Here is a 23,228-nt window from a genome sequence, read left to right on the forward strand (position 1 = left end):
CAAGCTGGCGCTTTCCAAGGAGTTTTGGTGCAATATGACGAGAAATATGCAAGCAAGACGTGCACAAAGCCGAAGGCGGTAGTTGTGCGGTGTTGCCTTAAATATACCTGAAATATGCAGATATGCGGAAAATAATGTTGACATATCGGAAATAATATAGTATTATATATAATGGATATATCCGATGTACGCATATCGGCATATCATATATATCGCGGACATATATATTTCAGGAAAATGCCCTGACAAAAAGACGGAGATGAACAGATATATGCATATACATAAAAAAGCTGATATACTGCGCCGAGCGATATGCGCGATATGCGCGGCGGCGGTATTTATATGCGGCGGGGCGACGGCTTTTGCCGAGGGCGAGCCGAGCTTCGACGTAGAAGTGAACGTGCCGCCTAAGACGGTATTTTTGGGCGACTCGATAGCGGCGGGCTACGGGCTGAAAGGGTACGACAAAAATGACCTTACCAAGTGTCCCTCATACGCCAATATCCTTGCCGAGGTATTTAAGTCAAATCTGCCGGAAGAGGCGGATTTTGCTTACGAAAACCTCGCGATAAGCGGCTACACCTCGCAGGAGCTTCTCGACCTGCTGAAAGGCGGCACCTGCGACAAAGCGCTTTCAGACGCCGACGCCGTAGTGGTATCCATCGGCGGAAACGATATGCTGGGCGTGTTTCTGGGGATAATGGGCAAGGACAACAGCGTAGGAGATATGGTGAACAGATCGCTTTCGCTGAGCGACGACCTCGATACCGCGCTTGCGCCTTTCCACGAAAAGCTCTCAGCCATTACCGACGAGATACACGACCGCACCAAAAACGCCGACTGCAAGCTTATCATACAGACCCTTTACAACCCTTTTGAGGGGCATGTTATCTCATTGCTGGACAAGCTGGGCGAGGAGAAGATAGGCAAGCTGAATGAAACTATTTTCTCGCTTTCGGAAAAAGGCGAGAATTATTTGGTCGCAGACGTGGCGTCAAGCTTTAAGGGCAGAAATCAGGAGCTTACCAACATAAAGGATATGGATATACACCCCAACGCCGAGGGTCACCAGCTCATAGCAAAAACGCTGGAGGAGCTTATAGAAAAACAGACATTTACATACCACGACGACAAGGCGGAAGCGGAGTATGTCAGCGAGCAGAAAGTAAAAAAGGCAGAGGAAGAAAGAAGATCAGACCGCAGAAAAAATATAGGCATAGCGGCGGGCGCGGCGGCTGCCGTAACAGCCTGCGCAGCGGTCGGCATAAGCATAGGCGTACACAAACGCAAGACGAAAGAATGAGGATATTTGTATGAGATCATTTCTTGTAGATTTTGAGAACGTAAAATCAAAGGGGCTGGTGGGCATAGACCAGCTGGGCAGCGACGACCATGTAGTTATATTTTACAGCGAAAACTCCGACACCATAAGCTTTGAGATGCACTGCAGCGTTATGCGCGCGGCGGCGAGCGTGGAGTATATGAAGGTGAACGTCGGCGGCAAAAACGCCCTTGATTTCCAGCTCTCTACCCTGCTGGGATACATGGTGGCGCAGCAGAACAACTCGCACATTTTCATTATCAGCAACGATAAGGGCTTCGACAAGCTGCATGATTTTTGGGAGAACACTTTCAATGACGCACCGCCCTGCGTGGTATTCAGAACGCAGAACATCGTGGCGGCGCTCAATTACGCAAAGTCGCACAAGGCGGCTTCCATCGAGCTGGGCGACATAGCGGAGCAGGCGGAAGAGCTTATCGCCGAAACAGTCGCACTGCCCGAGAAGACGTATGTCCCCGAGGAAAAGCCCGCGAAAAAGGCGGATATGGAGATAATGGTGCCCGAGGCGATGATACAGGCTTTTCGCCCCGACAAGGAGAAAGCGAGCTCGAGCAAGCCCGCGCATGAGCGCAGGATAGAGATAACCACAAACGCATATATTCCCGAAACATCTGCGCCGAGCGAACCTAGCGAACCGAGCGAGCCCGCAGCCCGCCCCGCCGACATCACCGACGCGCAGTTCGCGAAGTACATGGATATAGCGCGCGCCGCCGAAGGCGAAGAGCTGCCGCTCAGCCTTTTCAAGCTGGAAGAGGGCAGACTGCGCAATGTACTCAATGAGCTGAACCGCTCGATATGCCTGCGCGACCTGCGCAAAGTTCTGGTAGCGGCGATGGGCTGCGAGGACGGCGAGTACATCGCTTCCGAGCTGACCGACAATTACGACAGGATAAAAGCGCGGCTGGCTGAACTTAGCGCGCAGGAGCAGGAAGCTGAAACTGCCGATGATGCCGAGAACGCCGAAAACGCCGCCGAGCCGAAAAAGGTAGACGCAGATATGAAGAAAAAGCTGCACGCCCTGCTAGACCCCATCGCGACGAAAGATGAATTTTCGGGCACGGTAGCGCAGATAAACATCTCCGCCACCCCGCAGCAGCTGTACATCAACATGATAAAGCGCTTCAACAAAAAGCGTGGCTGTGTGCTCTACAAGGCGATAAAGGCTGAGTTCAAGCGCTTTATAGAGCCTGCCGCGGAAGAACCTGCGCCCGCCGAGCCGAAAAAGGCGGACAATACCATGAAGAAAAAACTGCACACCCTGCTCGACCCGATAGCCTCGAACGACGAATTTTCGGGCGTGGTATCGCTGATAAACCGCTCGGCAGATTCGCAGGAGCTTGCGGCGAATATGACCCAGCGCTTCGGTGCGGAACGCGGCAGCGAACTTTACGAGATAGTAGAGTCAGACTTCATGGATTTCATGGGCGAAGCGGCGGCAGTGAACGCTGTTGCCGCAGCCGTTGACGAATCGCCGAAGCAGGAAGAGCCTGCGGAGATCGCCGCGGAAAAAGCCCCCGAAAAGACGGAACAGCCCGAACAGAAAGCTAAGGAGCAGAAGCCTGCCAAAAAGCGCAGCGCAGCGGGAAAGACTAAATCAGAAAAATCTGTAAAGCCGAAAAAGGCTGAGAAGAAAAAGGCTGAGCCTGCCGAACAGCCCGAGGAATTATCCCCCGAATATGCGGCTAAGCTGGAAGATGGCGTGCGCGCGGCGCTCAAGGGAAAATCAAACGCCGAGGAGACCGCCGCGGCGGTAGAGGTAGCCCTCGCCTCAAGAAGCAAGCACGACCTCTACATCGGCATGGTGAAAAAATTCAAGAAAAAGCGCGGACTAGTGATATATAATGAGATAAAGGAAGGCTGCGAAAAGCTCGCGGCTGAAAGGAGCGCGGCGAAATGAAATACATGATAGCTTCGGACATACACGGTTCGGCATACTGGTGCGAGAAACTGCTCGCGGCTTTTGAAAAGAGCGGCGCTGATAAGCTGATACTGCTGGGCGACATACTTTACCACGGCCCGCGCAACGACCTGCCGCAGGGCTACGAGCCGAAAAAGGTGATAGCAATGCTCAACCCCCTCGCAGACAAGCTGATATGCGTTCGCGGAAACTGCGAAGCCGAGGTAGACCAAATGGTGCTGAACTTTCCCGTGATGAGCGAGAGCGCGGTCATCTGCGACCACGGCAAGACGCTTTTTGCGACACACGGACATATATACGACCCCGACAAGCTGCCCCCGCTGGCGGACGGCACTATCTTCCTTTACGGCCACACACATATACCCGACGACCAAACCAAACAGCAGGGCGAGAAAAGCATACGCTGCATAAACCCCGGCTCGGTTTCCATACCGAAAAAAGGCTCGGCACACCGCTGCCTTATCTGGGCGGGCGGAGATTTTGAAGAAGCGGTGCTGTGAAGCATTGCCAAAAAAATCTTTTGAGAATGTTTTTTTCGTGTTAATTTGATGATTTTTCGGAAATACGGTTGCAATTTCAGAAAAAGTGTGGTATGATTATAATTAGACAAGGTATACCCTGAGCAGAAACAGAGGTATCCATTTTTAGGAAATGAAAAAGGAAGGATTTGATAGTTTTGAAAACCAGAACTTGTCCGTTTTGCGGTAAGGAGATCTCAGAAGAGGCGATACTTTGCAAATTCTGTCACAACCTGCTTATCGACGAAAACGGTAAAGATATAGAGCCGCAGTATGAAGAGCCCGAACAGCCCGCAGAGGAGGAAAACACCATAGTTTACTCTAAGGAAGAGCTGAAAAAGGCTATGGAGCAGGCTAAGGCCGAAAGCGCCGACCCCGACGAGATAGTCGCCGAGGCTGAGCAGAACCTCGAGGAAGCTTACGAAGAGCAGGCCGAAAGCCCCGAAGAAGTTTACGATGATACCGTTTACAACGAGGACGCCGACGACGAGGGCGAAGCTTATACATACGACGACGAATACGGCGACGGCAGCGAAGAAGGCGAATATGCCGAGGAAGAGTACGCTGACGGCGAGTATGCCGAGGAAGAGTACCCCGAGGGCGAATACGCTGAAGGCGAGTACCCCGAAGAGGAATATCAGCCCGAGGAATACGAGCCTGCGCAGCCCGAAAACGCTACGCTCGACGAATACGACCCCAAGAGAACTTTCCTCATCACAGCTATAATCACGCTGGGAATACTTATTATAATCATCGCGGCAGTAGCGGTGGGCTACAAGCTTTTCGGCTTCGGCTCAGACGACAGCAGCTCGAACGCCGCGCACGTTACTGTTACTCAGGGAAACACCGACACCGCGACCGCGACCGAGCCCGTAACTACGGAATATGTGCCGCAGGTAACTGACGATACCGCTTCGGAAAACCCGACCGACATCGCCGACAGCCTTGCCGCAGACCCCGTTACCGACTCTGCCATCAACTCGGCGGCTGACTCTATGGCAGACAGCTCCGCGGCGGACAGCGCTGCTGATTCTTCGGCAGACTCTTCCGCAGCCGACAGCTCCTCCGCTGCTGACGACAACAGCTCGCTGGCAGGTCCAGAGGGCGGATATTACAGCTGGAACGAAGCTACCGCTATTTGGCAGAGCTACGCTTCGAGCAACGGTCTTACCGACGGCGGCTACGCTTACGGTACTGACGGCGTAGAGATGAACTTCTACGGCACCGACGCTGACGGCGTTACCCACACTTACAGAGTAGACCTCGTTACCGGCGCAATCTCTCAGATAGGCTGATACTGACAGAATATTATCCGAATAGGCAATATCGTGCGGCAGGCGCCTTGCGGTATTGCCTATGGTAAATTAAAAACTTTGGAGGAATACAGATGCAGACTAAAACTTGTCCGAACTGCGGCAGAGTGATACCTGAAGACGCTATAACCTGCAAGCACTGCGGCACAATGTTTTTCAACACGGGAGCAGGCTTCGGCTACGGCAATGTGAACCGCCAGCCCCAGCCCGAACAGCACGAATATGCACCCGAGCAGCCCGCAGATCAGGAGTATGCCGAGGGCGATTACAGTGATTACGGCGAATACGATAATTATGATGAGTACAACGATCATGAGGACGAACAGCCCGAAGCGAACTACGACGAGGAAGCCGAAGACGACGGCATAAAAGAGCCGCTTTCCGCCGACGCGCGCTACCGCAAGATAGTTATAATAGTACTCTCCGCGATCTTTGCGCTGCTGATAATCGTTATAGTGCTGCTTTTCATTACAAAGAATGACAACGATTTCGGTCAGAAAAACGGTTCGGGAGCAGCGCTGACTACGCGTGCGCCCGTAAGCAAGAGCGATGAAAGCTCTTCCCTGCTTGACACGCTGACCGAGCTGGATTCCTCAGAGGCTGACGAGGACGAAGATTCTGAGCTTGACGAAAGCAGCGAGGAGGATACATCTTCCGAGGACGAGAGCAGCGAGGACGATTCTTCCTCAAAGGCTGACGCAACGCTGCCCGACGAGTACATACCTCCGCAGACCACCACAACGCCTGCGCCCGAGACAACGACCACCACGACTACCGAGCCAGAAACGACCACAACGCCTGCGCCGACCGAGACCGAGCCGCCGCAGACTGACCCCGAGCCGACGGATACCGAGTACCCGCCGCTGCCGGAATGATCCAGAGATTAACAAAGCGAATATACCGAAAAATTCCCGTTTGATGTAAACAAAATGTTTATCAATCGGGAATTTTTTTGCGTTTGTTCGTTATAATATACAAATGTTAATGCGCCAAACGCTGCAATTTGTTGAGCGAAAGTAATTGAAATCCCGCGAAAAATGTGGTATAATATTATTTTGAGAGATTGTAAAAAACGTTAAACAAACTTAAATATTCGGAACGGTAAATATGATAAAAGCGAAAGGAAGAGTAAAGAAATGGTAAGAGAAGACCTTAGAAACGTTGCGATAATCGCACACGTTGACCACGGCAAGACTACTCTGGTAGACGAAATGCTAAAGCAGTCAGGCACTTTCAGAGAAAATCAAGCGGTAGAAGAGCGAGTAATGGACTCTAACGACATCGAGCGCGAAAGAGGAATAACCATACTGGCAAAAAACACCTCGATAAAGTACAAAGACGTTAAGATAAACATAATCGACACCCCAGGCCACGCCGATTTCGGCGGCGAGGTAGAGCGCGTGCTGAAGATGGTAAATGGCGTTATCCTTCTGGTAGACGCTGCCGAAGGTCCTATGCCGCAGACCAGATTCGTGCTTCAGAAAGCGCTTGAGCTGGGCCACAAGATAATCGTAGTAATAAACAAGATCGACCGTCCCGACGCGCGCCTTAACGAGGTCGGCGACGAAGTTCTCGAGCTGCTGATGGATCTCGACGCTACCGATGAACAGCTCGACAGCCCAATTCTTTACTGCTCGGGCAGAGATGGTACGGCTTCCTACAAGCCCAACGTGCCGGGCGAGAACCTTATCCCCCTGCTGGACGAGATACTCACCTACATTCCCGCGCCGGTAGTTGACGACGAGGGCGAGATGCAGTATTTGGTATCTGCTATCGACTACAACGACTACGTCGGCAGAATTGCGGTAGGACGCGTAGAGCGCGGCACTATCAAGGTAAATCAGGACGTTACCGTCGGCGACTTCCACCAGACTAAAAAGGAGTACCGCGGCAAGATCGTGACCATTTACCAGATCGAGGGACTAAACCGCGTGCCTTGCGAGAGCGCGAGCGCGGGCGACATCGTCTGCATAAGCGGTTTGGAGAACATCACCATCGGCGACACCATCTGCTCCTTCGGCCACTTCGAGCCGCTGCCTTTCGTAAAGATCTCTGAGCCTACTGTAGAAATGACATTCTCGGTAAACGATTCGCCTTTCGCGGGCAGAGAGGGCAAGTTCGTGACCTCACGCCAGCTTCGCGACAGACTTTTCAAAGAGCTGCTGAAAGACGTTTCGCTGAGAGTTTCCGAGACCGACTCTACCGACAGCTTCCGCGTAGCGGGCAGAGGTGAGATGCACCTTTCGATACTGATCGAAAATATGCGCCGCGAGGGCTACGAGCTGGCAGTTTCCACCCCCCGCGTGCTTTATAAAGAAGTAAACGGCAAGCTTTGCGAGCCTATCGAGCGCCTTGTTATTGACGTTCCCGAGGGCTGCGTAGGCTCGGTAATGGAAAAGCTGGGTTCGCGCAAGGGCGAGCTTTCGCAGATGACCCCTGTCGGCAGCCGCATGAGAATAGAATTTCTCATCCCCAGCCGCGGACTTTTCGGTTACAGAAGCGAATTCCTCACCGATACCAAGGGCGAGGGCATCATGAGCTCGGTATTCTACGAGTATCAGCCGCACAAGGGCGACATCGCGCGCCGCTCTACCGGTTCGCTGGTAGCTTTTGAAACGGGCGAGGCTATTACCTACGGTCTGTACAACGCTCAGGAGCGCGGCGAGCTGTTCATCGGCGCGGGCACGCCTGTTTACGAGGGCATGGTAGTAGGCGCTTCGCCGAAGTCGGACGACCTCGTGGTAAATGTCTGCAAGAAAAAGCACCTTACCAACACCCGTGCAAGCGGAAGCGACGATGCTTTAAGACTTATCCCGCCGAGAAATCTCAGCCTTGAGGACTGCCTTGAATTCCTCGCGGACGACGAGCTGCTCGAAGTTACCCCGAAGAGCATGAGGATTCGCAAGAGAACTCTGAGCAATTCGCTGAGAGCAAAAGAGCGCGCAAAAATGTAAGAACTTTCTAACGGCGGTGAGATACCCGCCGTTTTTTTGTGCATATGCAAAAACGCCGCAGAGCTTCGTACCCTGCGGCGTTTGTTATTAACAGATGTATGCGATTATTCCTCTGCGGGCTTGTTGAAGCTGAGGGTGATCTCGTGCTCAGTTTCGAGCGCGTTTTGCTTGTCAGCGTCCTTAGCGTACTTGTTTACCAGTATCGTAGACTTTTCAACAGCCTGAAGTGTGCCCGCGCCGGCAACGCAGCCGCCGGGACAAGCCATGCCCTCGAGCAGGTAGCCATTGTACTTGCCCGCCTTAGCCAGAGTGAGCAGCTTACGGCAGTCGCGCAGACCCTGCGCCGACTCTACCTTTATCTCGCGCTCGGGGTCGAGCTTCTTGATAACGTCTGATACCGCCTTGGCAACGCCGCCGGAAACAGCGAAAATTCTGCCGTCGCCCGTGCCCTCGTTCAGCTCTACCTTTTCATCGTCGGTGATGTCCTCGAACTTAACGTCCTTAGCCTCAAACATACCCATCAGCTCTTCAAAAGTCAGTACGAAGTCAACATCGCTGCGGATAGAGCGGCGCGAAGCCTCAAGCTTCTTAGCGGCGCAAGGGCCGATGAAAGCTATGTAAGCGTCGGGATTTTCCTTCTTCACCATTCTCGCGGTAAGCACCATCGGCGTCATAGCCATAGAGATATTCTGCGCGATGTCGGGGAAAAGCTTTTTCGCCATTACCGACCATGCGGGGCAGCAGGATGTCGCCATAAACGGCTGGTTCTCGGGCACATCGCGCATGAAGTCCTTAGCCTCTTCGATAGCGCAGAGGTCAGCGCCGATAGCTACTTCTACTACGCTGTCGAAGCCGAGCTTTTTCATAGCGGCGGTGAGCTTTTCGGGCGAAGCCTTAGGGCCGAACTGACCTACAAAAGCGGGAGCGACTATTGCGATGACCTTCTTGCCCGTCTTCATAGCGTGGATAAGCTGGAAGATCTGACCCTTATCGACTATCGCGCCGAAGGGACAGTTTACAAGGCACATACCGCAGGAAACGCACTTATCGTGGTCGATCTCCGCTCTGCCCTGCTCGTCGGACTTGATAGCGTCCATACCGCAGGCGGCGGCGCAGGGGCGCTCCATTTTATTGATAGCGCCGTAGGGACAGACTCCCGCGCAGCGTCCGCACTTTATGCACTTCGACTGATCTATTACAGATTTGCCGTGAATTATCTCGATAGCTTTCTTGGGACAGACTTCCTTACAAGGGTGAGCAAGGCAGCCCTGGCAGCAGTCGGTAACGTGGTAGTGGGCTTCGGGACAAGCGTTGCAGGCAAACTTGATGATATTTACCAGCGGCGGATCGTAGTATTTTTCAGCGATAGCCGTTTCCTCAATGCCCTCAGAAACCGACTTGTGCTCGTCGATGGGGCGCAGCGGCAGACCGATCGCCAAGCGCAGACGCTCTTCAACTATCGCGCGCTCAAGAAATATCGACTCGCGGTAGACCGCCTCGCTGCCGGGCACGATCTTGTAAGGCAGGTCGCCGATCTTCGCCGAATAATCGCCGCCCTCGTAAGCCAGACGTGCCACTTCGGTAAACACCTTGCGGCGTATATCAGTTACCGAAGAGTAGATTCCTCTCATTTTCATACCAACATTCTCCTATTCCGTTTTATTTCTGTATATCTTGCGCGCCGTATTATGGGTAAAATGTGCGAATGGGCGCAGTTATCCATATTTATTGTATACTATTTTTTTCGTTAAGTCAAGTGATTATATACGAATTTATATAGGCGATACAGCCAAATCTGCGCGTAAAAACGGCGTAAAGTCATGTAAATTCGCTGTCAAAATGTGATAAATCTCAGGCATTTTTTTGAACAAATCGTATAAATGTTCTTTGAATTTACATTATTTTAATATCGTTGATCACGAATTACTCGAAATGGCCTTTTTCCTACCCGAAAAAAGCTTGACAAATAGAGAAAATGTGGTATAATAATTATTAAGAAAATAATCTTGTGCAAATAAATCTTATGAATTAACAAAAGATTTATATGTCTGAGTAATATACTAATATTTGAACCAATTTAACGAGAGGAGAAGATCCACATGAATGATACAGCTTTTACAGACTTTACCGCCTCGCTCATAAGCGTTTACCCCATATTCAGAGCAGCTATCTTTAAGGCTTTCGACAGCCACGCGAAGAAGCTCACACGCACCCAGCAGATAATACTGCTCACCATGCTTAAAAAGGAAACTTTTAGCATGAGCGGATTGGCGCGAAGCATCAGCACCAGCAACGAGCTGGCTACCCGCGCCATAACCCAGCTTGTGGAAAGCGGAATGGTACTGCGCGAAAAAAACAAGATCAACCGCCGCGTGATAAACATATCGCTGACCGACGAGGCGCGCGCGTATCTGGACGACATAATGCTGCTGACAAAAGAGATCATCGCGGGCGAGCTTTACAACCTGCCTGCGGAAGCCGCCAACGACCTCAAGCAGGACATGGCGGAGATAGCGGCGTATTTTAAAGACGTGAATTTCTAAATTACATACCTCTTAGTTGCAGAAAAGCGGCGTACAAAGGTGCGCCGTTTTTTTATGGACAAATTTCAAAATACGGTAATTGACTGCGCGGCGCGGGCGGGGTATACTATTATATATAGTCACTATTTTAGATGCGAAATTTACAGGAGATGATATAAATGGGAAAAGTTATAGTTATAACAGGACACTACGGCGCGGGCAAGACCAATTTTTCGATAAATCTGGCGCTTGCGCTCGCGCTGGAACAGCCGCAGGCGCGGATAACTGTCTGCGACCTCGACATAGTGAACCCATATTTCCGCACCGCCGACCACGCCGAGCTTTTTGAGCGACACGGAATAAAGCTCATAACGCCGCTTTTTGCGAACACCTCGCTGGATATTCCCGCGCTGGGGTTCGACATGGCGGGCGAAGCGGCGCAGAGCGACCTGCTGATACTTGACGTAGGAGGCGACGAGCAGGGGGCTATCGCTCTTGGGCGGTACGCCGACGTGCTGGGCGGCGCGCAGGGGCTGGAGATGCTTTATGTAGTCAACCGCTGCCGCAAACTCACCGAAAGCCCGCAGGAAGCGCTTGAGCTGATGTACGAGATAGAGCAAGCGGCGCGGCTGAAACACACGGGCGTGGTAAACAACTCTAACCTCGGCGCGCTCACCGACGAGGAAACGCTTCTGCGCTCGGTGCAGTACGCCGAGGACATCTGCCGCGAGGCGGGTCTGCCGCTGAGATACACCGCGGTGCGCAGCGAACTTTTTGACGCATTGGCGAACAAGCTTCCCTGCCCGCTAAAATGTGAGGTGTATGTGAAACCTGTGTGGGAATAAGGCACTTTTACCCAAAAATCAAAAAGTGTTTATTGATAAAAACAGCAAAAAGAGTATAATAAATAAGTGGGGGATAAGCTTTGCGGCGGCGAAATGCGCGCAGGCTTTTCCCTCAAATTGCGTAATGAAGCACGCAGGGCGCGTGTGGATATATGTGGAGGTTCAAATACTCGAGATGAAAATGAAAGTTATCGAAGACCGCTGTAAGGGCTGCGGTCTGTGCATATCGGTCTGCCCAAAGAAAATACTGGCTATGCAGACCGAAAAGAGGAACAAGAGGGGCTGCTTTACCGCCGTCTGCACCGACCAGCAGGCTTGCGTATGCTGCACAATGTGCGCACTGATCTGCCCCGACTGCGCCATAGAGATAGATAAGCCCGATAAGGAGGCGTGAGAGATGGCTGAGAATACTAAAAGCGGCGAAAAATATTTGATGAAGGGCAACGAAGCGCTTGCCGAAGCGGCTATACGCGCGGGCTGCAAATGCTTTTTCGGTTACCCCATAACCCCACAGACCGAGCTTGCGGCCTACATGGCTAAGCAGATGCCGAAGCGAGGCGGAGTGTTTTTACAGGCTGAGTCGGAGCTGGCGGCGGTAAATATGCTGCTGGGCGCGGCTTCTTCGGGCGTAAGAGCCATGACTTCCTCCTCCAGCCCCGGAATATCGCTGAAATCTGAGGGAATATCGTACATGGCGGGCAGCGACCTGCCGGCAGTTATCATAAACGTACAGCGCGGCGGCCCGGGACTAGGCTCTATACAGCCCTCGCAATCGGACTATTTTCAGGCAACGCACGCTATGGGTCACGGCGATTTCAACATACTGGTATTCGCGCCGAACTCGGTGCAGGAGATGGCGGACTTAGCGGCGCTGGCTTTCGACAAAGCCGACGAGTACCGCATACCCGCGATGATACTTGCAGACGGTCTGCTAGGACAGATGATGGAGCCTGTAAGCTTTCACGAGATAGAGCCTGCGCACACTGACAAATCAGGCTGGGCGGCGAATGGCCACAAGAACAAGCGCGCCCACCACATCATAAATTCACTTTACCTCGACGCGCCGACGCTCGAAAAGATAGTGCGCGAGAGATACGAACGATACGCCATTATCGAGAGCCGCGAGCAGCGCAGCGAGAGCTATATGTGCGAAGACGCGGAGATACTCGTGGTAGGCTACGGGGCGGCGGCGCGAGTTGCAAAATCGGCGGTGGCGCAGGCGCGCGCAGAGGGCATAAAGGCGGGCCTTTTCCGCCCCATAACCCTTTATCCATTCCCGAAGGACGCGCTGAGAGAAGCTGCGGCGGGCGCAAAGGTGCTGCTGGATACCGAGCTTTCGATGGGTCAGATGATAGAGGACGTAAAGCTGGCTATAAACTGCTCGAAGCCGGTAGAATTTTACGGCAGAACAGGCGGCGTAGTGCCTACGCCGGGCGAGATACTGGAAAAGCTGCGCGAACTGAACGGAGGTATATAAAATGTCGGTAATATTCAAAAGACCGCACGCCCTGCTCGACGTGCCGACCCACTACTGCCCCGGCTGCGGACACGGAATAATCCACAGACTGGTCGCCGAAGTGATCGACGAGATGGGCATAGAGGGCGAAACGGTGGGCATATGCCCCGTTGGCTGCGCTGTAATGGCGTATGACTATTTCGGCTGCGATATGGTGGAAGCGCCCCACGGCAGAGCGCCCGCAGTAGCGACCGGCGTAAAGCGCTCGAACCCGAACCTGCACGTTTTCACATATCAGGGCGACGGCGACCTCGCGGCTATCGGCACGGCTGAGACCGTACACAGCGGCACGCGCGGCGAGAACATCGTGATAATATTCGTAAACAACACCACCTACGGCATGACGGGCGGACAGATGGCGCCCACCACCCTGCCGGGTCAGGTAACGCAGACCACGCCGTACGGCAGAGATGTGCACACAGCTGGCCACCCTGTAAAGATATGCGAGCTGATGAGCACGCTGGACGGCGTAGCGCTGGCGCAGAGAGTAGCCATAGATTCGCCCGCGCACATTCGCGAGGCTAAGAACGCCATTCGCAAGGCTTTCGACAACGAGGCGAACGGCAGAGGACTTTCGATAGTAGAGGTGCTCTCTACCTGCCCGACAAACTGGGGCGTTACGCCTGCCGAGGCAATGGAATTCGTGCGCAGCGACATGATACCCTACTACCCGCTCGGCGTTTACAAAGACGTCACCGCGGGCGAAAAGGAGGCGCGCTGAGATGGAGATTTCGATAATTCTTGCGGGCTTCGGCGGACAGGGCATACTCTTCGCGGGAAAAGTACTGGCGTACTGCGCGATGGAGGAGGGCAAAAAGCTGACATGGCTGCCCTCATACGGCCCCGAGATGCGCGGCGGCACCGCCAACTGCTCGGTCTGCATATCAGACGAAGACATCGGCTCGCCGATAATCCAGAACCCCGACATACTCGTCGCAATGAACGGCCCTTCATACGAAAAATTCATCGGCGCGGTAAAGAGCGGCGGAAAAGTTTTTTACGACAGCAGCATGATGAGCGGCGTGGAAGAGCGCGGCGACGCAGATATGTACGCCGTGCCCGCCTCAGACCTTGCGGAAAAGCACGAGCTTTACGGCGGCGCGAACATGATATTGCTGGGCAAACTGCTTGAGATAACTGGGCTTTTCAGCGACGAAACGGTAGAGCGCGCGCTGAAGAAGTGCGTTGCGCCGAAGCGTGCGCGGCTCATCCCCTACAATATGCAGGCGGTCGCACTGGGCAGAAAATCGTAACAAACGTAACAATTTCAAATAAAAAAATGCGCAGACACTTTTTTGAGCGTCTGCGCTTTTTTTGTGTAATCATGTATCGCCGAGGGTTTTCAGACTGCGCCGCATTATCACCGCGCCGACAATATCTGCCAAAAGCCAGCCTATCGGGATAGACCACCATATGCCGACAACGCCGACGGAGGGCGAGATTGCGTATGCCAAAATAACGCGCGTACCAAGCGAGATGACGGTCAGCAGCAGCGACATTTCGGGGCGATTTACCCCGCGGAAGTAGCCGTAAAGCAGGAAAAGCACGCCTATACCGACGTAAAACGCGCCCTCTGTCCGCAGGTAGCGCACGCCGATCTGCACGACCTCGCCGCCCTTCGAGAAGATCTGCATAAACTGCGCTGCGAAGATGTTGACGGCGATGGAGATCGCGGCGCAGAAGCCTGCGGTGAGCGCCATCGAGCTTTTAACGCAGCGGCGGATACGCCCGCCCTCGCGCGCGCCGAAATTCTGCGAAATGAAGAGCGAAAAAGCGTTGCCGAACTCCTGCGCGGGCATATAGGCGATGGTGTCGATCTTGACAGCGACGGTGAAGGCCGCCATAACGGACGTGCCGAAGCTGTTGACCAGCCCCTGTATCATCAAAATGCCGAAATTCATGACCGACTGCTGCACGCAGGCGGCGGAAGACATACGCGTGACCTCGCCGAAAAGCGAGCGCGAGAGCAGACGGCGGCTGAACTGCGGGCACAGCGAGTTTTCGCGGACGAGCGAGAACACCACCAATCCCGCGCCGGCGAGCGCCTGAGATATGAGGGTCGCCCACGCCGCGCCTTTTATGCCCATCGAAAACTTTGCTACAAAAAGTATATCGAGCAATATATTCACAGCGGACGATATACCGAGAAAAACGAGCGGCGTTACCGAATCGCCCAGACCGCGGAGCATGAACGAATAGTAATTATATAAAAATATGAAACATATTCCGATGAGAATTATCCGCACATAATCAGACGTTAGCGACATTATCTCAGTCGGCGTTTTCAGCAGGTGAAGTATCTGCGGCCGGAACGCAAGCGCAGCAAGCTCAATGATCACAGCGGTCGCGCCGATCATCAGCAGTGAAAGGCTCATGACATCGGCGAGTTTGCGGGGATCTTTTTTGCCGCCGTAATAAGAAACGAGCGAGCCTGCGCCCATGCACAGGCCTATGATTATGGAATATATGAAAGTAGTGAGCGTATATGTACTGCCGACGGCGGCGAGGGCGTTATCGCCCAAACAGCGCCCTACGACGAGGGTATCGCCGAGGTTATAAGCCTGCTGTAGCAGGTTGCCGAGGATCATCGGCGCAGCGAACGAGCAAAGTGCGGCAGTGATACTGCCGCGGGTAAGGTCTTTTTTCATAAATGTGCCTCGAATAAAATTAGTGTCTATTTTATTTTAGCACATTTTTTATGTGTTGGCAAGGGTCAGAATCCTATCTTACGCGGTTTAGAGGAGCTGCCTAAATCCAAATTCTCATCGGCGATGTAGTCTTCAACGTCGGAAACGATTATCGTATTGTCGGGCGACCCTCCGAAAAAAAGTCTGTAAAAACTCAGCCAACTGCGATATAATAAAAATACCACAGGAGGTTGAAATTTTATGGCAAGAAGAAAAAGAGAACCAATGAGCGAGGGTAAAAAGAATATCATTGCAGAGCTGATCGAGGAGTATGATACCAGGACCGCGAAGGATATCGAGGACGCTCTCAAGGATCTGATGGGGCGGCACTATACAGGAAATGCTTGAGGCTGAACTGGACGAGCATCTGGGGTACCAGGAATACGAACGTTCAGATAACTCCAATTACCGCAATGGTAAGAAAACAAAGAAGATACGTGGAAACTTGGGCGAAACGGAGGTCGAAGTGCCGCAGGATCGTGACGGGACATTTGAACCAAAGGTCGTAAAAAAGCGTCAAAAGGACATCTCCGGCATTGAGAAGAAGATGATTTCTCTGTACGCAAAGGGTATGACGACCCGCCAAATAAGCGATACCATCGAGGATATATACGGCTTTGAGGTCAGCGACTGTATGGTATCCGACATCACAGACCGCCTCCTTCCGCAGATAGCTGAAGAAACTTGACAAATTACGGTAGTTATTGTATACTGTGAAAAAAGAGCGGCTGTTTTTCAAGCCGCTCCACAACATCGTTTTTTATCACAGTTGGTGAATTTACAGAGAATTTTTCGCAGGACCTTGCATTGTATTCATCATCGTCCCATCTGCTGATCTCAAGAGGGCAGTAAAATTTCATTTTCTGCAAATGCCTTTGCATATGATTTTCGTAAAGCAGTTTTGCATTTGGAATATACGGAGCATATCGTGCATATGGTGCACCCTCTGATTCGATCAGCAGTCCGTCGTCCTGATCGTCATCGTATATGAGCAGGCAATGATACTGATTATTTACGTCGCAGAACATAAGGTCTGTGTTTTCTGCGATCAGCTCATTATCCTGCATCGGATGCCTTTTCAGGCGTTCAAATTTGTCGTGGGTGACTGCTTCTGCCTTTTCCACCACGCAAACTCTTGTACCGAACTCTGGCTCTTTGCGGAGCAGATTTGCATTGATCACAAATTTCTCATTCATTTACATTCCTCCGTTCGTATAGTTTTTGTTTTTTAATAGTATAACTGCCACATTGGTATCACTACCTTTCCTTAGAAATGAAAAAAAGGCTGTTCTATCATCGTCGCTTAAATTCGTGACAATAGACAAAACAGCCTTTAAAACTTTGTGAATATTTTTTCAGAACAAATCGGCAGGCTCAGATCGGAATCCGCTCAAAGTCTGCCGTTATGTTCGATATTTTTTGTTGTGTAGGGTTCGACTCCATTTTTTTCGTGAAAATCGGTGAAAAGCATCCACGGTTTTACATTGAAATTTTTCGTTTTCTAAACATAAAAAAGCCCGTAAATACGGGCTTTTTCAGGTGAATATCCATTTGGTATCACCAATATGTGATGTGACTATGAAATAGATGAATAGGAAAGCAAGAGATTTGCCACTAAGAAACGTATAGTTAAGCAATAGATATAGAAAACGTAAATGTATATTATATACTGAATAAAATCACTTTATTTTACTCACCTTAGTAGTTCTGAGAAAAATTCTCCGTAAAAACAAAAACTGTAATAAAACGTTATATGGAAACGGATTCAAAAATTAACTGCTCCCAACTATCGATTTTATCATAGTTGATTAATTTATAGAAAATTTTAAACAAAGTAATTTTTGGTTTAAATCACTTCGAATTAACCTTTACATATAAAAACGACGCTTTTTAGTATATGCAAAAATTGTTTTCTCATCATCGAAATAACCATTACTCTCATTAAAATCAATCAAAGAGTTTTTAAAACAATATTCAGTATTAGTATTTTCGTTATCACACTCTAAATCTCCTCTCACTTCTTTTTCTTTAATTAAATCTGTCGGGATTTCTTCAAAAATAATCATAAAATTAAACGAGCGCAGTAAAATCGCATACTCCCTATTTTGTATATTTATGGGTAATTTAAAGAGAACCCATATAAAACCTCTATTTATATTATATGCAAAATAATATATCTGTATAATCAGAAAATACTTGTAAAATTCTTTAGAACAATACATTCTTTCAATGAATACAGCATTAATTATACTACAGAAACAAAAAATTGTCAAGAAAAAATATTGTGAATTATAAAAATCAGCGTTTACAACAATTTCTATGCCTATCAATGAAGACTTCATGACATACCTGACATTACGTCTCCAAATATCTTTGATAGCTCTGGGTAGAATTTTCCTGTACTTATATTAAGATGCTTAAGACTTGCTCTTATATCGGATATATATTCCTTACTTAAATATATAGGAAAAATAAACCTATCTGTTTGGTTTGTAGATTTATTCAAAAATTCGAGATAACGCCGTTGAATTGTTAATAAATCCAAATAATTATATCTATTGTCTATATTTGAAGTTTGTGGTTTTGCATGTAATGAATAAGCTACAAACGTTCCGCTTTGAGCTACTATCCTAGGGTTTGATTGCTGAACAACAATCGGAGCTGGATACGGATCCCCACGATCATCTGGTACATAAACTTGGCTGTATTTGTTATTATGCTCATACAAATAATTATATGACATATCACCAACAAAGTACTTTTCTTTCTCTTCTTCATTTTTATTTATGTCAAATGTTACAGAAGAAATTGTATTGGGAATACTCAAATCTGCTTTTCCTTCAGTCATTCGACGAATAGCTAGACTATACGCCATAGGGTCGAATACATATATAACAGGCTGATACACACCGCTATCCACTCCCATTCTATCATCCATTCTATCGGGAAAAACAGCAAAATATAGAGAAACTAAGGGATCCAAGGAAAAATCCAATAGATTGGTGGGTATTCCATAATGTTGTAAGAATGCTGTTTTTTGCTCAATCGGAAGATTCCATACATCTGAAGCAAAGGTTGTATTAAAATAGGCATTTTTAATCATGTTCGCTTGATTGACATAAATTGAAAGCATTTTATCTCCATTCCTAAAAATACTAGGAAGTAGATTGAATTCTGCACTACATACACCTCTATACCACAATTTGCGTTCGTTTTTTGAGTTTGCTAATACAATATCGTTAATGGATTGAATAGTTTCCATTAATTCTCCTATACAAGTAACAATACGTTTATATGACATATGGCAATTTGTGGGTGTGTGTTTCAAAAAGATATTTTCAGTATATGATGACACCGTAGTGATCGGTTGTAATTTCTGCATTCCTATAAATCCAGTAAGCTCATCTATACTATCCATATTTATATTACAACTTAAATCTGTTTCAGAAATTCTACGCAGAATCTCAACACTTTTTTGGGAATCATACTTTTCAATTTCTGAGAAAGTTTCCTCAACCATATAAAACGCCATATCGCACAAAGCGTCAATTTCATGTTTTCCAAGCACATCCACAAATTGTACATATTGTTGTGCAATTATATCAATACACTCTTTTATGAATTTACCAGTTTCGTCTTTATCGCTATACAGTCCTTTAAAAACCTCCTTCAATTGAATGTCACTATTGTCTTCTGTGTTAAAAGTGCTGAAATGTTTGTAAATTAAAAGAATTATTCTTATAATGGTTGACGAAAAATATAAATTGGTACCTCCAGTTATTTTTTAGAAAATGATATCTTAATTATATAGTTATCGTAATATCTTGTCATTGTTTTTATTAAAAAAACAATGTATGCGGGAATGCTCATTCCAGTTATCTTAATTGCCCACATATCACAAAACGCTTCTTTTGCAGCAAGCGTATAGTGATTTAAAAGTCCAATCATACCTTTGTTTATATTCTTACCATTGAGATACTCATCAATAATTGATTGTTCATTATCAGATAACTCACGTTCTTTTAGACAATTATTCACAACTCGTATATCAAAAACATTTTTAGCAGAATCAAAGCTCTTATCTTTTCTTTTGTCCAAATAAGCCATAGTATTATCAAAAGACAAAATAATATCTTTTTTTTCTTTATTTTCAATAAACAAAATAACATTAATAATTTGAGAATTATTTATAAAACGATTTGTCCAATCAGGATTTGAAAGAATAAAAAATTCTGGGAAATGGACTTTCAAATTATTGCATAGCGAATTTAAAGCATTATCATCAAACCTTTTGATCAAAAAATCTATCCAGTTAGTAACATACTGTGAAAATTTATCATATTTAAATTTTGCTGATCTACTTGCAATCTCTGTAATAAGTTCTTTTGTGATTTTAGTATATAGTATATTTACAATACTTTTTGCTCTTTTTTCTCGATCATAAGGAGCAATATAATGAAATACTTCATGAATAAGTTCCTTAATGTTTCCTGCATAATTCCAAAAAGTGTCATATGGCAAAAAGAATATTACTATTCGATTTTTTATATCAGTGCGTGTAAATATCTTGCTTTCAATACATGCTGTAGAATTAAGGCATATAGCAAAAGTAATCGGATGTTGAGTTGTTTTTTCGGCATGCGGAAGACCATAGCCTATATCAAAAAGCATATCAATTATTCCATAATATGCTTTAAGTAAATCGTGAAAAGATCCTGCATAAAAGTGATTGTGATTTGGAATTTCTGAAACAGAACTGCAAGCTTGATTTATAAGATGAAGTGCAGATTGCATATAGTTCAACAAATCACATTCCGTAAATTTATTTACACCAGAGTAATATTTTGAAAAAGATTTTGTTGCTTCGTATTGGAATTTAAGAATACTGTTCCACTGCACTGTTCGTTGTCCTTCAAGTAATCTACAGTATTCTCCAAAGAGAAAATCAGCAACTGGTGATGTTATAGAACTTAAATTATAATCAATTCCATGTTTTGTCAAGAGGGATAATCCATTTAAAGATGACAAATCTATAGTATTTCCTGTCTTTAGATCTTCGTTTGGAATGGAAAAGTATGTTCGACTACTGTATATATTCTCCGAATAAAATCGTGAACTACCATTAAATATTCCTTGCTCTTGAAAAACTTTAAAGCTAATTTTACCTGCCGGAATATTTAATTGCAGTGTTGAAACCCCACAAAAAATTGAATTATAAGTATAACCAGGTTCCACATAATTGTTAAATTCAGTTAAAAAACTCTGTATATTGTTTTCTTTAAGATTCAGACGTACAAATATATCTACATCGGTTTTTGCATCATATTTTCGGTTGTTAAAACCTGAAAATACACACACCGTCGAAAACAACTTTGAATTCTTACAGTAACTCTCCTCTATGTTTTGAGGCAATATTATTGTTGTTTTATTAATTGTATCCACAACAGAAATAATATCTTTAAGGTGTTCTGAAAGGAAAACTACCACCATGTCCTCAGGTCCCAAAGATCTAAAAAGCTTAAATTCAATTGTATTTTTATTATTACATTCATGTTTAATAAGTTCATATACTTTATTACGAATAGCCTTTTTATTAAACATTCTTTCGTGATCAATTAATCTTTGTATTATTTCAGAAAATCTCATTGCATAAATACAGAGAAGATTATATTTTTTTGTTTCAGTATCAAAAATATACTCTGCTTTGTTTGGACTAATCTTCCATTCATAATTTGAGTGATCATTTTCTTCTTCAATAAGATGCATACACTGTTTTATTCCATTCCACTTTGTAGGATTACCATTCTCATAGCCAGAATCAATTCCATTTAAACCCGAAGAATTGGTAGAATAATTATCTGAACATAAATGTTCAAAGGATTCAACTGTTTTAAAAGTAATTCTATCATACGGAGACCATGTTATGTCTTTAAATACATCTCGATTTTCATTTCCGTCCTGATAGTGATCAGAATAAAGTGTAATCAACAAATTCACTTATAACACACCGCCTTTATCTTTTTGGAATTAATTATATATTATTAGCAATAAATAAAACATTTGTGTATACATGTAAATATTTTTATCTAATTAATACTATTATGATTATCTTCAAGCACTCATTTTTTGTGAGATGTTTGTATTATTTGATTAAATATAAATTAAGTTTTATGATTATATACTTTTACAAGCAAAAAATTAACATCTATTCACTAATCTTAAAGCTTGGCATAATTACGTATAATCATCACAAAGAATATGTAAAAGCGTAATATGTCAATATAGCATATTACAAATGAAACATTGAAAAATTTGTACCATCATTGAATGTTTTATGCTGATTGCAAAACATTTCTTATATACAGACTGCTTTTGGCTAATCGGCTTTTTTAGGAAACTTTGTGGATTTAGGACTCACTAATTAAGGATAATATACAATCATCATTCCTTGAAAATCTCTCAAAAATTATACAATCACTCAATCCCACTCAACTCCTGATAAAGCCTTTTAGCATAACTATCAGTCATGCCGCAGACGAAATCAGTTACCAGAAGCAGTCTGAGATACAGCTTTTCTTTATCGCTCTTACCATCAGAATATATCGTGTAAATCTGACGATAGTTCTCGGAGATCATACACATCAGCCTGTCCTCCATAGGTGAAGGCTTTGTCCCAGTATCATAATGAACTGCCGCAGGAATGAAATTGTCGAGCAGGAAGTTGATTATTTTTCCCGCTGAGATCTCCATTTTAAGTATCGGCTTAGAACGGAAAACATACTCGTATGCTATATCTCCTAAAGCCTTTGACAGAGCATTTCCATAGGATACAGCAAGTACCTCTTTAGTGAATGTGCCGTCCATTATACTTTTATAATTTCTTGTAAACCCATATGAAGCACAGTATATAAGATTTCCCTGTATGCTTATAACCCAGTTCTGAACAGCATTAAGCTCGGGATCTGCTATTTTCTTAGCTTTTGCATTCTGGTACTTTGTTTCAAGCAAACCGATCATATTGGTATAATTTTTTCTCTCATCTTCATCGGCGCATTTACTTATGTATTTCTCACTTCTTAACTCTTCAAGAAGCTGATTATAACTCAAGAATCCTTTCTTAACTGCGTCCTCTATGTCAGCTGTCAGATAAGCTATGATTTTGTCAATAAAACTTGACACATTGACCGCAAGGATTTGAAGTTAAGCAGCGATAGTCATAGCCGAATAGTACCTATGCCGTTTTACAGCGGGAGGAAGCCCGCCGATCGCTGAGCAGATCCGGCGGTTGCTCCAGTAGCTCATGAAATATCGCCAGACCATCGTTTTTAATGCTTCGGTCGTATAATTTTCAGTTTTTCTGCCTCTGTTATAAAACAACTCCTCCTTCATTCTTGCCCATATGCTTTCACATCTCGCATTATCGTGGCATCTTCCTCCGGCACTGTTCATGCTCTGCACAATGCCATATTTTTGAATAGCAGTTCTGTACGCAGCACTGGTATACTGGCTGCCGCGGTCGGAATGCACAATGGCTCCACAAATATCAGGATACCGCAAGCTCGCATTTTTCAGTGTTTCACAGCAGAGCTCGGCTCTCATATGATCTGCCATGG

20 protein-coding genes and 1 pseudogene are annotated in these 23,228 nt (G+C 46.8%); 13 read left to right on the top strand and 8 right to left on the bottom strand.

The annotated features are described in order from the left end of the window. The first annotated feature begins 271 nt into the window (after nt 1-271). The 6 genes from LI114_RS04635 to typA all read left to right on the top strand — a co-directional run bounded on the left by LI114_RS04635 (nt 272) and on the right by typA (nt 8,045). On the top strand, nt 272-1,303 hold the full coding sequence (locus tag LI114_RS04635; RefSeq protein ID WP_227219652.1) for an SGNH/GDSL hydrolase family protein: 1,032 nt from the start codon (nt 272-274) through the stop codon (nt 1,301-1,303). 10 nt (nt 1,304-1,313) lie between these two features. Next, nucleotides 1,314-3,239 carry a PIN domain-containing protein gene (locus LI114_RS04640; protein WP_227219653.1) on the top strand — a complete coding sequence of 642 codons (1,926 nt, stop codon included), beginning with the start codon at nt 1,314-1,316 and terminating at the stop codon, nt 3,237-3,239. Next, nucleotides 3,236-3,760, top strand: coding sequence for a phosphodiesterase (gene yfcE, locus LI114_RS04645; RefSeq protein WP_227219654.1), 525 nt, complete (start codon nt 3,236-3,238; stop codon nt 3,758-3,760). Before LI114_RS04640 ends, yfcE begins: the two co-directional genes overlap by 4 nt. A gap of 176 nt (nt 3,761-3,936) precedes the next feature. Continuing rightward, complete coding sequence (locus LI114_RS04650) at nt 3,937-5,073, top strand: hypothetical protein (RefSeq protein ID WP_227219655.1); 1,137 nt, start codon at nt 3,937-3,939, stop codon at nt 5,071-5,073. A 92-nt stretch (nt 5,074-5,165) separates the two neighbouring features. After that, nucleotides 5,166-5,966, top strand: a complete 801-nt coding sequence (locus tag LI114_RS04655) for a zinc ribbon domain-containing protein (RefSeq protein WP_227219656.1) — start codon at nt 5,166-5,168, stop codon at nt 5,964-5,966. A 261-nt stretch (nt 5,967-6,227) separates the two neighbouring features. Then, a complete protein-coding gene (typA, locus tag LI114_RS04660) occupies nt 6,228-8,045 on the top strand; it encodes a translational GTPase TypA (RefSeq protein WP_227219657.1) in 1,818 nt (605 codons plus the stop codon). Between the two features lie 104 nt (nt 8,046-8,149). Here typA and LI114_RS04665 read toward each other — a convergent pair whose 3' ends face one another. After that, nucleotides 8,150-9,676, bottom strand: a complete 1,527-nt coding sequence (locus LI114_RS04665) for a 4Fe-4S dicluster domain-containing protein (RefSeq protein ID WP_227219674.1) — start codon at nt 9,674-9,676, stop codon at nt 8,150-8,152. 468 nt (nt 9,677-10,144) lie between these two features. Between LI114_RS04665 and LI114_RS04670 the strand changes: the two genes are divergently transcribed. From LI114_RS04670 to LI114_RS04695, 6 genes are all read left to right on the top strand, one after another. After that, complete coding sequence (locus tag LI114_RS04670; RefSeq protein ID WP_227219658.1) at nt 10,145-10,588, top strand: MarR family winged helix-turn-helix transcriptional regulator; 444 nt, start codon at nt 10,145-10,147, stop codon at nt 10,586-10,588. Between the two features lie 158 nt (nt 10,589-10,746). Continuing rightward, nucleotides 10,747-11,412, top strand: a complete 666-nt coding sequence (locus tag LI114_RS04675) for a cobalamin biosynthesis protein CobQ (RefSeq protein ID WP_227219659.1) — start codon at nt 10,747-10,749, stop codon at nt 11,410-11,412. A 25-nt stretch (nt 11,413-11,437) separates the two neighbouring features. Further along, nucleotides 11,438-11,806, top strand: coding sequence for a 4Fe-4S binding protein (locus LI114_RS14355; RefSeq protein ID WP_413770897.1), 369 nt, complete (start codon nt 11,438-11,440; stop codon nt 11,804-11,806). 3 nt (nt 11,807-11,809) lie between these two features. Then, complete coding sequence (locus LI114_RS04685) at nt 11,810-12,889, top strand: 3-methyl-2-oxobutanoate dehydrogenase subunit VorB (protein ID WP_227219660.1); 1,080 nt, start codon at nt 11,810-11,812, stop codon at nt 12,887-12,889. Between the two features lies 1 nt (nt 12,890). Further along, nucleotides 12,891-13,649 carry a thiamine pyrophosphate-dependent enzyme gene (locus LI114_RS04690; RefSeq protein ID WP_022127872.1) on the top strand — a complete coding sequence of 253 codons (759 nt, stop codon included), beginning with the start codon at nt 12,891-12,893 and terminating at the stop codon, nt 13,647-13,649. Between the two features lies 1 nt (nt 13,650). Beyond that, nucleotides 13,651-14,181 (top strand): 2-oxoacid:acceptor oxidoreductase family protein, encoded by a 531-nt coding sequence (locus LI114_RS04695; RefSeq protein WP_227219661.1) that lies wholly within the window; start codon nt 13,651-13,653, stop codon nt 14,179-14,181. A 69-nt stretch (nt 14,182-14,250) separates the two neighbouring features. Here the strand turns inward: LI114_RS04695 and LI114_RS04700 are convergent, their stop codons facing one another. Beyond that, entirely contained in the window at nt 14,251-15,576 is a 1,326-nt protein-coding gene (locus tag LI114_RS04700) for an MATE family efflux transporter (protein ID WP_227219662.1), read from the bottom strand. Nucleotides 15,577-15,816: 240 nt separating this feature from the next. On the opposite strand from LI114_RS04700, the pseudogene LI114_RS04705 reads away from it, so the two are divergent. After that, nucleotides 15,817-16,294: pseudogene (locus LI114_RS04705) on the top strand (transposase); the annotation flags it as partial. Between the two features lie 22 nt (nt 16,295-16,316). On the opposite strand, the gene LI114_RS04710 reads toward LI114_RS04705, so the two are convergent. The 6 genes from LI114_RS04710 to LI114_RS04735 form a co-directional block, all read right to left on the bottom strand. Next, nucleotides 16,317-16,811: a DUF6329 domain-containing protein gene (locus LI114_RS04710; RefSeq protein WP_227219663.1), complete on the bottom strand. Its 495-nt coding sequence runs from the start codon at nt 16,809-16,811 to the stop codon at nt 16,317-16,319. 672 nt (nt 16,812-17,483) lie between these two features. After that, complete coding sequence (locus LI114_RS04715; protein ID WP_227219664.1) at nt 17,484-17,945, bottom strand: hypothetical protein; 462 nt, start codon at nt 17,943-17,945, stop codon at nt 17,484-17,486. A gap of 8 nt (nt 17,946-17,953) precedes the next feature. Then, nucleotides 17,954-19,288, bottom strand: a complete 1,335-nt coding sequence (locus tag LI114_RS04720; RefSeq protein ID WP_227219665.1) for an FRG domain-containing protein — start codon at nt 19,286-19,288, stop codon at nt 17,954-17,956. A gap of 104 nt (nt 19,289-19,392) precedes the next feature. Continuing rightward, nucleotides 19,393-21,612 carry a hypothetical protein gene (locus tag LI114_RS04725; protein ID WP_227219666.1) on the bottom strand — a complete coding sequence of 740 codons (2,220 nt, stop codon included), beginning with the start codon at nt 21,610-21,612 and terminating at the stop codon, nt 19,393-19,395. Between the two features lie 477 nt (nt 21,613-22,089). Then, on the bottom strand, nt 22,090-22,794 hold the full coding sequence (locus LI114_RS14280) for a hypothetical protein (protein WP_227219667.1): 705 nt from the start codon (nt 22,792-22,794) through the stop codon (nt 22,090-22,092). 21 nt (nt 22,795-22,815) lie between these two features. Continuing rightward, nucleotides 22,816-23,228 (bottom strand): DDE-type integrase/transposase/recombinase (locus LI114_RS04735; RefSeq protein WP_227219668.1); only part of this gene is annotated, 413 nt, incomplete at its 5' end.

The organism is Ruminococcus sp. 210702-SL.1.03, from assembly GCF_020559915.1.
Taxonomy (GTDB): Bacteria; Bacillota; Clostridia; order Oscillospirales; family Ruminococcaceae; genus YE71.

Bases quoted from the DNA above. Each gene is read 5' to 3' on its own strand.
- LI114_RS04640 (WP_227219653.1), top strand. From the start codon at position 1,314: ATGAGATCATTTCTTGTAGATTTTGAGAACGTAAAATCAAAGGGGCTG.
- LI114_RS04690 (WP_022127872.1), top strand. From the start codon at position 12,891: ATGTCGGTAATATTCAAAAGACCGCACGCCCTGCTCGACGTGCCGACC.
- LI114_RS04695 (WP_227219661.1), top strand. From the start codon at position 13,651: ATGGAGATTTCGATAATTCTTGCGGGCTTCGGCGGACAGGGCATACTC.
- LI114_RS04655 (WP_227219656.1), top strand. From the start codon at position 5,166: ATGCAGACTAAAACTTGTCCGAACTGCGGCAGAGTGATACCTGAAGAC.
- LI114_RS04635 (WP_227219652.1), top strand. From the start codon at position 272: ATGCATATACATAAAAAAGCTGATATACTGCGCCGAGCGATATGCGCG.
- LI114_RS04665 (WP_227219674.1), bottom strand. From the start codon at position 9,676: ATGAGAGGAATCTACTCTTCGGTAACTGATATACGCCGCAAGGTGTTT.
- LI114_RS04685 (WP_227219660.1), top strand. From the start codon at position 11,810: ATGGCTGAGAATACTAAAAGCGGCGAAAAATATTTGATGAAGGGCAAC.
- LI114_RS04670 (WP_227219658.1), top strand. From the start codon at position 10,145: ATGAATGATACAGCTTTTACAGACTTTACCGCCTCGCTCATAAGCGTT.
- yfcE (WP_227219654.1), top strand. From the start codon at position 3,236: ATGAAATACATGATAGCTTCGGACATACACGGTTCGGCATACTGGTGC.
- LI114_RS04675 (WP_227219659.1), top strand. From the start codon at position 10,747: ATGGGAAAAGTTATAGTTATAACAGGACACTACGGCGCGGGCAAGACC.
- LI114_RS04710 (WP_227219663.1), bottom strand. From the start codon at position 16,811: ATGAATGAGAAATTTGTGATCAATGCAAATCTGCTCCGCAAAGAGCCA.
- LI114_RS04700 (WP_227219662.1), bottom strand. From the start codon at position 15,576: ATGAAAAAAGACCTTACCCGCGGCAGTATCACTGCCGCACTTTGCTCG.
- typA (WP_227219657.1), top strand. From the start codon at position 6,228: ATGGTAAGAGAAGACCTTAGAAACGTTGCGATAATCGCACACGTTGAC.